This is a genomic window from Streptomyces sp. NRRL F-5122 (genome assembly GCF_001507435.1).
GTDB classification, from domain to species: domain Bacteria; phylum Actinomycetota; class Actinomycetes; order Streptomycetales; family Streptomycetaceae; genus Streptomyces; species Streptomyces lannensis.
The window spans coordinates 18,160-27,029 of the sequence record NZ_LMWH01000286.1; the positions used below are offsets into that span (position 1 = coordinate 18,160).

The 8,870-nt window shown below is 70.3% G+C and carries 7 protein-coding genes; 3 read left to right on the forward strand and 4 right to left on the reverse strand.

Annotation, left to right across the window (positions count from 1 at the left end):
* Nucleotides 1–5 precede the first annotated feature (5 nt).
* From ADL25_RS40740 to ADL25_RS40750, 3 genes are all read right to left on the reverse strand, one after another.
* Complete coding sequence (locus ADL25_RS40740) at nt 6–1,193, reverse strand: anhydro-N-acetylmuramic acid kinase (protein ID WP_059132986.1); 1,188 nt, start codon at nt 1,191–1,193, stop codon at nt 6–8.
* Nucleotides 1,194–1,329: 136 nt separating this feature from the next.
* Nucleotides 1,330–2,895: a sodium:solute symporter gene (locus ADL25_RS40745; protein ID WP_059132987.1), complete on the reverse strand. Its 1,566-nt coding sequence runs from the start codon at nt 2,893–2,895 to the stop codon at nt 1,330–1,332.
* Between the two features lie 8 nt (nt 2,896–2,903).
* Complete coding sequence (locus tag ADL25_RS40750; protein WP_059132988.1) at nt 2,904–3,908, reverse strand: N-acetylglucosamine kinase; 1,005 nt, start codon at nt 3,906–3,908, stop codon at nt 2,904–2,906.
* A 215-nt stretch (nt 3,909–4,123) separates the two neighbouring features.
* Here ADL25_RS40750 and ADL25_RS40755 point away from each other — a divergent pair, with 215 nt between their 5' ends.
* Together ADL25_RS40755 and murQ are read left to right on the forward strand one after the other, a co-directional pair.
* Nucleotides 4,124–5,068, forward strand: a complete 945-nt coding sequence (locus ADL25_RS40755) for a MurR/RpiR family transcriptional regulator (protein ID WP_059132989.1) — start codon at nt 4,124–4,126, stop codon at nt 5,066–5,068.
* A gap of 67 nt (nt 5,069–5,135) precedes the next feature.
* Nucleotides 5,136–6,041, forward strand: a complete 906-nt coding sequence (gene murQ, locus ADL25_RS40760) for an N-acetylmuramic acid 6-phosphate etherase (RefSeq protein WP_079050936.1) — start codon at nt 5,136–5,138, stop codon at nt 6,039–6,041.
* A 239-nt stretch (nt 6,042–6,280) separates the two neighbouring features.
* Here murQ and ADL25_RS40765 read toward each other — a convergent pair whose 3' ends face one another.
* Nucleotides 6,281–6,967, reverse strand: a complete 687-nt coding sequence (locus ADL25_RS40765; protein ID WP_059132990.1) for a TetR/AcrR family transcriptional regulator — start codon at nt 6,965–6,967, stop codon at nt 6,281–6,283.
* A 101-nt stretch (nt 6,968–7,068) separates the two neighbouring features.
* Between ADL25_RS40765 and ADL25_RS40770 the strand changes: the two genes are divergently transcribed.
* Nucleotides 7,069–8,655, forward strand: coding sequence for an acyl-CoA mutase large subunit family protein (locus ADL25_RS40770; protein ID WP_059132991.1), 1,587 nt, complete (start codon nt 7,069–7,071; stop codon nt 8,653–8,655).
* Nucleotides 8,656–8,870 lie beyond the last annotated feature (215 nt).

The window sequence follows — 8,870 nt, forward strand, 5'->3', positions numbered from 1 at the left end:
CGGTGTCAGTGGGCGGAGGGGGCGGATCCGGTGATCCGCATCAGGCGCGGCGGCTGCGACGCGGGGTCGGGCAGACGCAACGGTGCCAGGCCGGGGGTGACGCTGCCGAGCAGTGTGGCCCGGCGCGCCCCGGTGCCCGACGGAAGGGTGCCGGGCAGCCCGTTGGCCGTGAGGAAGCCCAGCACCGCGAAGGCCAGCGCCTCCTTGGCGTCGGACGGCATGCCCAGCTCGTCGCTGGCGCGCAGGGTCACACCGGGAAGTTCCTCGGCGATCATGCGCATCAGTGCGGGGTTGCGGGCGCCGCCGCCGGAGACGACGAGTTCGGTCACGCCGTGGGCGCGGCAGGCATCGGCCACGGTGACGGCGGTGAGCCGGGTCAGGGTGGCCAGCACGTCGTCGGGATCGGGTGTGGGTACCTTCTCCAGCGCCTGCTGGAGATAGGGCAGGTGGAAGTGCTCCTTGCCGGTGCTCTTGGGGGCGGGCCTGCGGTAATAGGGGTCGTCCAGGAGGACCCGGAGGAGTTCGGGGCTGGTCCGGCCCGCGGCGGCCCTGCGGCCGTCCTCGTCGTAGGCGGCGGCCCCGTCGGTGAAGTGCCGTATCGCCGCGTCCAGCAGGGCGTTCGCGGGGCCGGTGTCGAAGGCGAGCGGCTCGGCGCCCGGCGCGAGGACGGTGACGTTCGCGATGCCGCCGAGGTTCAGCGCGGCCGGCGTACCGGGGAGGCCGCGCAGCAGCAGGGTGTCGGTCATGCCGACGAGCGGAGCTCCCTGCCCACCCGCGGCGACGTCCCTGCTGCGCAGGTCGGAGACGACGGGAAGGCCGGTGGACTCGGCGATCCAGGCGGGCTGGCCGAGCTGGAGCGTGCCGCGGACACTGCCGTCCTCGACCCAGTGGTACATGGTCTGTCCGTGCGAGACGACGAGGTCGGCAGTGCCGTCGCAGAGCTCGCGCAGAGCGCGGCCGGCGGCGTCGGCGAACGCCTGGCCGACGCCGGTGTCCAGTGCGCAGACGGACTGCATGGTCGTCGCGGCCGGGGGCAGCGTGGCCGCGATCAGGGCCCGCAGGTCGTCCGGGTAGGGCACGGAGAGGTGTCCGAGAGGCCGCAGCAGCAGGGTGTCGCCGTCCAGGGTGAGGTCCGCCGCGGCGGCCTCGATGGCGTCGTACGAGGTGCCCGACATCAGGCCGATCACACGCACGGTGCCTCCCGGCGCACATTCCGCCGCACGGGCGGGGTCGGCTGCTGCTGCGGCATGGCTTCTCCCTGGGAATGTCGGAACGGGGCGGGTGCGGGGCCGCCGTGGCGGCCCCGCACCGGATGGGGTGGAGGAGTCGTCACTCCTGGCCGGCAGCGGCCGCGACCCGGTCGGGGCCCAACTCGCCGTCGGCGGCAGGGAGCTCGGCCGGCTCGGGGGCGCGGTGGAAGAGGCTCATCACACCACCGACGACCAGCGTGATCACCACGCCGATCGGCACGAGCCACTGGGCGGCGATCGCCGTGGGTACGGTGGCACCCGCCACGGTCACGTCGATCTTCACACCGCGCACGATGTAGGTCATGACGCCGACCGTCACCAGGAAGGCCACGACGGAGTCGATCTCGTTGGCCCGCCGGACGAGTCTGCCGAGCAGGAACGCGCCGAGCAGGGCGCCGTAGGTGTAGCCCGCGATGGTCAGACCGGTGAGATAGACGTTGCCGGTGCTGGTGCTGAAGGCGCAGGCGAAGACCGCCATCAGGACCGCCCACACCAGGGTCATCACCCGGGCGAGCTTCAGCAGCGACTCCTCGGAGGGCGTGCTGCGGAAGAAGCTGTGGATGATGTCGGCGACCGTCGAGTTGGACATGGAGTTCAGCGCCGAGGACAGCGAGCCCATCGCGGCGCCGAGGATGCCGGCCACGAGCAGACCCGAGATCACCACCGGCAGGCCGTGCAGGATGAAGTTCGGGTAGAGGTTGTCCGAGCTGGCCAGGCCCAGCGCCTTGAAGTCCTTGCCCTTGTTGTACGACCACAGCAGGGCGCCGACGAGGGAGAAGGCGGCGAACTGGAGGGTGACGAAGACACCGGAGGCGATCATGGCCTTCTGGCCGTCGCGCAGCGAGCGGGTGGCCAGGACGCGCTGGACGATCAGCTGGTCGGAACCGTGGCTCGCCATCGCGAAGATCGCACCGCCGATGATCGCCGTCGGCAGGGCGAACGGGCTGGTGAGGATGTGCGCCAGGTCGAAGTTGGTGTCGAAGAGCTTGAAGTGGCCCGAGTGCAGGGCGCTGGAGAAGCCGTCGCCGCCCACGTGGCCGGAGAGCACCGCGATGGCGAGGATCGCGCCGCCCAGGTACAGGCCCATCTGGATGGCGTCGGTCCAGATGACCGCCTTGATGCCGCCGAGGTAGGTGTAGATCACGGTGATCACCGTGAGCACGATGATGATGAGGCGGTAACCGGCGTGCACGCCGAACTCGTCGAGCAGCAGCTTGATCGGGATCGCGGAGGCGAAGAGCCGGACGCCCTCGGCGAGGAGCCGGGTGAAGACGAACGTCAACGAGGCCAGGCCCTGCAGTTTGAGCCCGAATCTGCTGCCCAGGTACTGGTAGGCGCTGACGAAGCCGCCACGCTTGTACAGGGGGATCAGCACAGTGGCCACGACGACACGGCCGATCACATAGCCGAGGGCCAGTTCGACGTTGCCGAAGCCCTGCCCGCTGTACGCCCCGCCGGGCACGCTGATGACGGTGAGCACGCTGGTCTCGGTGGCCACCACGGAGAACGAGACCGTCCACCACGGCATGTGGCCTTCACCGACGAAGTAGTCCTTCGCGGACTTCTGTCGCCCGGCCAGGCGCAGTCCGATCCAGGCGATCGCCACCAAGTAGACGACGATCACCACGAGGTCGAGTTGGCGCACGCTCACTCCTAAACATCGGCCGGCGGAGTCACCGGCGGGGAGGGGACAGGGGGATGGGGCATCGTCCGCCGTACGCGGGCGATGTGGGGTTCGTGCGGTGCCGACGCATCCAGCGCCAGCAGGCGTGCGCCGTCCAGCGGGTCCCCGAGCGGGGGCCTCATCTCGAGGGGGCGCGAAGAACCGGCAAGCGCCGACCGGAGCGGACCGAGGAGCGGTTCGCCTAGGCCGGTCAGCCCACCGGTGATCGTGACGGGGAGGGCGTCGTCGCCGCCGACTCGGTGAGCGGCGGCGAACACGGCCTCGCCGAGTGCGGTGGCGGCGTCCTGGACGACCGCCGAGGCCGCCGCGTCACCCGCGGCGGCGGCGCGGGCCACGTCCGGGGCGAAGGTCGCGGCGGTGCGTGCTGGGTTCCCGTCCCGGCCGAGGGCCGAGGGCAGCCGGTCGGGGTCGCCGAAGCGTGCCTCGGCGGCGGCCAGCAGCGCGGTGTCCGGTCCGCGGCCGTCGTGGGCGCGAAGCGCTGCGCGCAGTCCGGCAGCGCCGATCCAGGCGCCGCTGCCCTCGTCGCCGAGCCAGGGACCCCAGCCGTCCACGCGGGCGTACGAACCGTCCTCGCCGATACCGATGGCGACGGAGCCGGTGCCGATGGCGAGCACCACACCGGTACGGCCGCCGAGGGCACCGGCGTGAGCGGTGACGGCGTCGCTCGTGACGGCCACTTCGTCCGCGGGCAGGTCCTCGAGGAGCAGGCCGGCCAGTTCACGGGCGGCCTCGGGCGCTGCGGCCGCTCCTGCGGCGCCGACGCAGACCGCCGCGAGCCGGAGCTGCGGCTGCCCTTCCAGAAGCGGAAGGACGGCGGCACGCACGGCGGTACGGGCCAGCTCCACCCCGTGGTCGGCGGCGAGCCCGGGAGCCCCGGGTACCTCGTGGACGTCCGGGGCGGGACCGGTGCCGTCGTTCCACAGCACGGCACGGCAGCCGGTTTTGCCCAGGTCCACCGCCACTGCTGCTGTCATAACGGCACGCCTTCGTGTCTTCACGGATCCGTCGCGTCGAACGGTCACGGGACAGCCATAGGCCCGATGACCGGCGCGGATCGCGGTGCAGCGAGTATCGGAAGGTCGACGTCCGTATGTCAATAAGTAACCTCATGCAATTGAGTACGTAAATTTTTGACGCACCACGTACGCCCTGGTTACTGTGTCGCCACCCACTCAGGAGGGAACGGCCCATGGCCCGCCAGGAAGCACACAGAACCGCCCAGCCCGCGGAGGACACCTCGCCCGCCGCGACCCTGGCCCGGATCCGCGCGGCCCTGCCCTCCCTGGCACCGTCGGAGCGGCGGGTGGCCGAAGCCGTCCTGGCCGACCCCGCGCAGGCGTCGGAACTGTCCATCAGCGCACTCGGCAAGCAGGCCGAGACCTCGGTGGCCACGGTGATGCGCTTCTGCCGTGCCATAGGGCTCGGCAACTACCCCCAGCTGCGCCTGGCACTGGCGGCGGCCGCCGCCCATGAACACGCCGTGGGCGGCGAGCGCCCGACACCCGGCACCGACATCAGCGCCACCGACACCCTGGGCGACATCGTCGGCAAGATCATCTACAACGAGGTACGCGCCCTGGAGGACTCCGGGGCGGAACTGGACATCGAGGTGCTGGGCCGCGCGGTGGACGCCCTGGCGGGAGCACGGCGGATCGACATATTCGGCGTGGGCGCCAGCGCGTTCGTCGGCCAGGACCTCCACCAGAAGCTGCACCGCATCGGCCATATCGCGTTCATCTGGACCGACCGGCACGCAGCCCTCACCGCGGCCGCCCTCCTCGGGCCGGGCGACGTCGCCCTGGCCATCTCCCACTCCGGCGAGACCGAGGACACCGTCGAGCCCCTCCAGGCCGCCGCCGAACGCGGCGCCACCACGATCGCCCTCACCAACGTCGCGCGCTCCACCCTCGCGGCGAACGCGGACCTCGTGCTGACGACCTGCGCCCGGGAGACCCCCTTCCGTTCCGGGGCGACCGTCAGCCGCATCGCCCAGCTCGCTGTCATCGACTGCCTGTTCGTAGGCGTCGCCCAGCGTTCCTTCGACGCCACGACCGTGGCCCTCGAGAAGACCTATGGGGCCGTCCAGCGCCGAAAGCGCCGGCAGTCGCCGCGCCAGACACCGTCCGGCGACTGACCACCGGCCCTCCCCCACCCCCCTCCAGCAGCACCCTGAGCACCACCCCTGAAAGGACGACCGCGCCGTGGACCTCAGCACACTCGGCACACTCGGCACCGAGACCCGCAACGAGCGGACCGCCGATCTGGACCGCATGCCGGTCACCGAACTGCTCTCGGTCATGAACGCCGAGGACCAGACCGTCGCCCTCGCGGTACGTGACGCGCTCCAGGAGATCGGGGCCGCGGTCGAGGCGATCACCGACTCTCTGCGACGGGGCGGACGTCTGATCTACATAGGCGCCGGTACCAGCGGCCGGATCGGCCTGCTCGACGCCGTCGAGTGCCCGCCCACCTTCGGCACCTCCCCCGAGCAGGTCGTGGGCCTGCTCTCGGGGGGCCCCGGCGCGTTCGTCGTGGCGGTCGAGGGAGCCGAGGACGAACCCACGAGGGCGGTCACCGACCTCGACGAGATCGGCGTGAACGACCGGGACACCGTCGTCGGACTCGCCGCCAGCGGACGCACCCCGTACGTCGTCGGCGGCCTCAAGCACGCGGCCGCCAAGGGCGCCATGACGGTGTCGATCGCCTGCAACCGCGACGCGGTCATCAGCCGCTACGCCGACATCCCGATCGAGGTCCCCACCGGACCCGAGATCCTCACGGGGTCGACCCGTCTCAAGGCCGGCACCGCCGAGAAGATGGTCTGCAACATGCTCTCGACCGCGTCGATGGTCCGCCTGGGCAAGGTCTACGGGAACCTCATGGTCGATGTGAAGGCCAGCAACGACAAGCTCGTCGATCGTGCCCGCCGCATGGTCGTACAGGCCACCGGCACCGACCCCGACAGCGCCGCCGAGGCCCTGCGGGCGGCGGGCGGCCACGCCAAGACCGCCATCGTCATGCTCCTCGCCCGCTGCACGGCAGAGGAGGCCGCCCGGCGTCTCGAAGAGGCCAACGGCGACACGCGCACGGCCATCGGCCTCGCCTGACACAGGAGTCCCGCGCCGACGGGGCCCGCTCACCTCGACGCCCAGGAGCGGCATCGCGGTGAGCGGGCCCGTAGGCACGGGAGATCCCGCCGGCCGGCCATCCGTGACCCGGGCCGGTGACCGCACACGCATCGGCGGGTGCCACCGCGCGATCGCCGTCGACACAGAATGACCCTCAACGCCTGCCGGGCTGCCCGGTCAAGATCGCCGGACGGGCACCGTCCGCCATCGACCGGGCTTCACTGCTCGGCTCCGCCCTCGATGAGGCGCCGCAGCGAGGGCAGCAACACTTCGAGGTCCTGTTCCGTACGGAACGCGACGACGGTGGTGCCTCCACCGCCGGTTTCCCCGAAGGACTGGGATGCCGGAAAAAGGGCGAGCACCTCGCGCATCGCGTCATCGACCTCCGCGATCGGATCGGACGACTCGCCCCGGAGCCATCGGCGCAGCACATGATTGTGGGCGGCGACGACCGCCGCCGCCATGAGTTCGGCCCTGAGCGACGCCGACTCCGTCGGGTCCCCCATCCACTCCGCGATGAATTCACGGAACAACCGCTGATAGCGGGCCACACTGGCGATCTCCCGGTCGCGGAGCGCCGCCACCTTGCTCGTGAGCGCGTACCGCCGACGCGCCAGATCTCCTTCGTCCAGATAGTGCAGCAGAACGAGCCGCACCGCGTCGGACACCGCGACCAGGGCGGTGCTGTGGCTGGAGGTCGCCAGCCGCTCCCTGATCAGCACGAGCAGCCGGTCGTGGTCCGGGAAGATGACGTCTTCCTTCGACCGGTAGTGCCGGAAGAACGTCGTACGTCCCACTCCGGCCCGCTCCGCGATGTCATCCACGGTGGTCTGCTCGTATCCGAACTCGTCGAAGAGCGCGAAGGCGGCGTCTGCGAGTCGGGTCCGCGCGGCTGGCTTGCTCATGAGTGATCATCCTTCCCCGTCTCGGTCCATGGAGACCACTTGCCCCGGAAGATGGTACTGAGTACCGTCGAATCGATATCGAGTACCGAAGGAGGTCCGGCGTGGGTTCCGTGACGCATGGCGAGTCCGGGCTGCCGATCCAGCCGCTCTACGACGGCTCCGCGCTGGAGGGCTTCGACGCGGAGGCCAAGCTGGGGACGCCGGGGCGGTACCCGTTCACCCGCGGTGTCTATCCGTCGATGTACACCGGCCGACCGTGGACGATGCGCCAGTACGCCGGGTTCGGCACGGCGAAGGAGTCCAACGAGCGCTACCACGAACTGGTGAGCGCCGGCACTGGCGGCCTGAGCGTGGCCTTCGACCTTCCGACGCAGATGGGCTACGACTCCGACGAGGCCATCGCCCGGGGAGAGGTCGGCAAGGTCGGCGTGGCGATCGACTCGATCGAGGACATGCGGACCCTGTTCCACGGGCTGCCCATGGACAAGGTGTCGACGTCGATGACGATCAACGCACCCGCGTCGACGCTCCTCCTGCTGTACCAGTTGGTCGCCGCCGAGCAGGGCATCGCCGGGCATCAGCTGACCGGCACGATCCAGAACGACGTACTGAAGGAGTACATCGCCCGCGGCACCTACATCTATCCACCGAAGCAGTCACTACGGCTGATCAGCGACATCTTCGGCTACTGCCGCACTGAGATCCCCCGCTGGAACACGATCTCCATCTCCGGATACCACATGGCCGAGGCAGGGGCCACGCCCGTTCAGGAGATCGCCTTCACCCTCGCCAACGCCAAGGAGTACGTGCGCACCGCGATCGCCGCGGGCCTGGACGTCGACGACTTCGCGCCCCGGCTGTCGTTCTTCTTCGTCGCGCGCACCACGCTCCTCGAGGAGATCGCGAAATTCCGCGCCGCCCGGCGGATCTGGGCCCGCATCATGCGCGACGAGTTCAAGGCGAAGAACCCCAAATCTCAGATGCTGCGCTTCCACACCCAGACCGCCGGCGTGCAGTTGACCGCGCAGCAGCCCGAGGTCAACCTCGTCCGGGTCGCCCTCCAGGGCCTGGGGGCGGTGCTCGGCGGGACGCAGTCCCTGCACACCAACTCCTACGACGAGGCCATCGCCCTGCCGACCCAGAAGGCGGCGCGACTCGCCCTGCGCACCCAGCAGGTCATCGCCTACGAGACCGACGTGACCAGCACCGTCGACCCCTTCGCGGGTTCCTACGTGATGGAGTCGATGACCGACGACATCGAGGCGGCGGCTCTGGAACTGATCCGGGCCGTCGAGGACCGGGGCGGCGCCGTCGCCGCGATCGAGCAGGGCTTTCAGAAGTCCGAGATCGAGAAGTCCGCGTACCGGATCGCGCTGGAGATCGACAACCAGGAACGCACCGTCGTCGGGGTCAACAAGTTCGTTCTCGACGAGGAGGAGCCCTACGAGCCGCTGCGGGTCGACCCACAGATCGAGATCGACCAGTGCGAACGGCTCGAGGCCCTGCGCCGCGAGCGCGACAACGACGGCGTCGAGCGGGCCCTCGACGCCCTGCGCGCGGCGGCAGGAAGCACCGGCAACGTCCTGATCCCGATGCGCGAGGCCCTGCGACTTCGCGCCACGGTCGGCGAGGTCTCCCACGCCCTGCGCGACGTGTGGGGTGTGTACGTCCCCGTCGACACCTTCTGATCCGAGGCGACGGGTCCGCGTCCAGTAGCGGGCCCAACGGCATCGATGGATCTCCACGGTTCTGTCCCACCGGAAAAGCGCACACTTCGAGAAGCGAGTCACCAGTGAGCGACATAGACATTCACACGACCGCGGGCAAGCTCGCGGACCTGCAGCGCCGTGTGCAGGAGGCGACGCATGCCGGCTCGGAGCGTGCCGTGGAGAAGCAGCACGCC

What these genes read in the sequence shown, in the direction of transcription:
- ADL25_RS40750 (WP_059132988.1), bottom strand. Translation starts at nt 3,908, where the DNA reads ATGACAGCAGCAGTGGCGGTGGACCTGGGCAAAACCGGCTGCCGTGCC.
- ADL25_RS40755 (WP_059132989.1), top strand. Translation starts at nt 4,124, where the DNA reads ATGGCCCGCCAGGAAGCACACAGAACCGCCCAGCCCGCGGAGGACACC.
- ADL25_RS40765 (WP_059132990.1), bottom strand. Translation starts at nt 6,967, where the DNA reads ATGAGCAAGCCAGCCGCGCGGACCCGACTCGCAGACGCCGCCTTCGCG.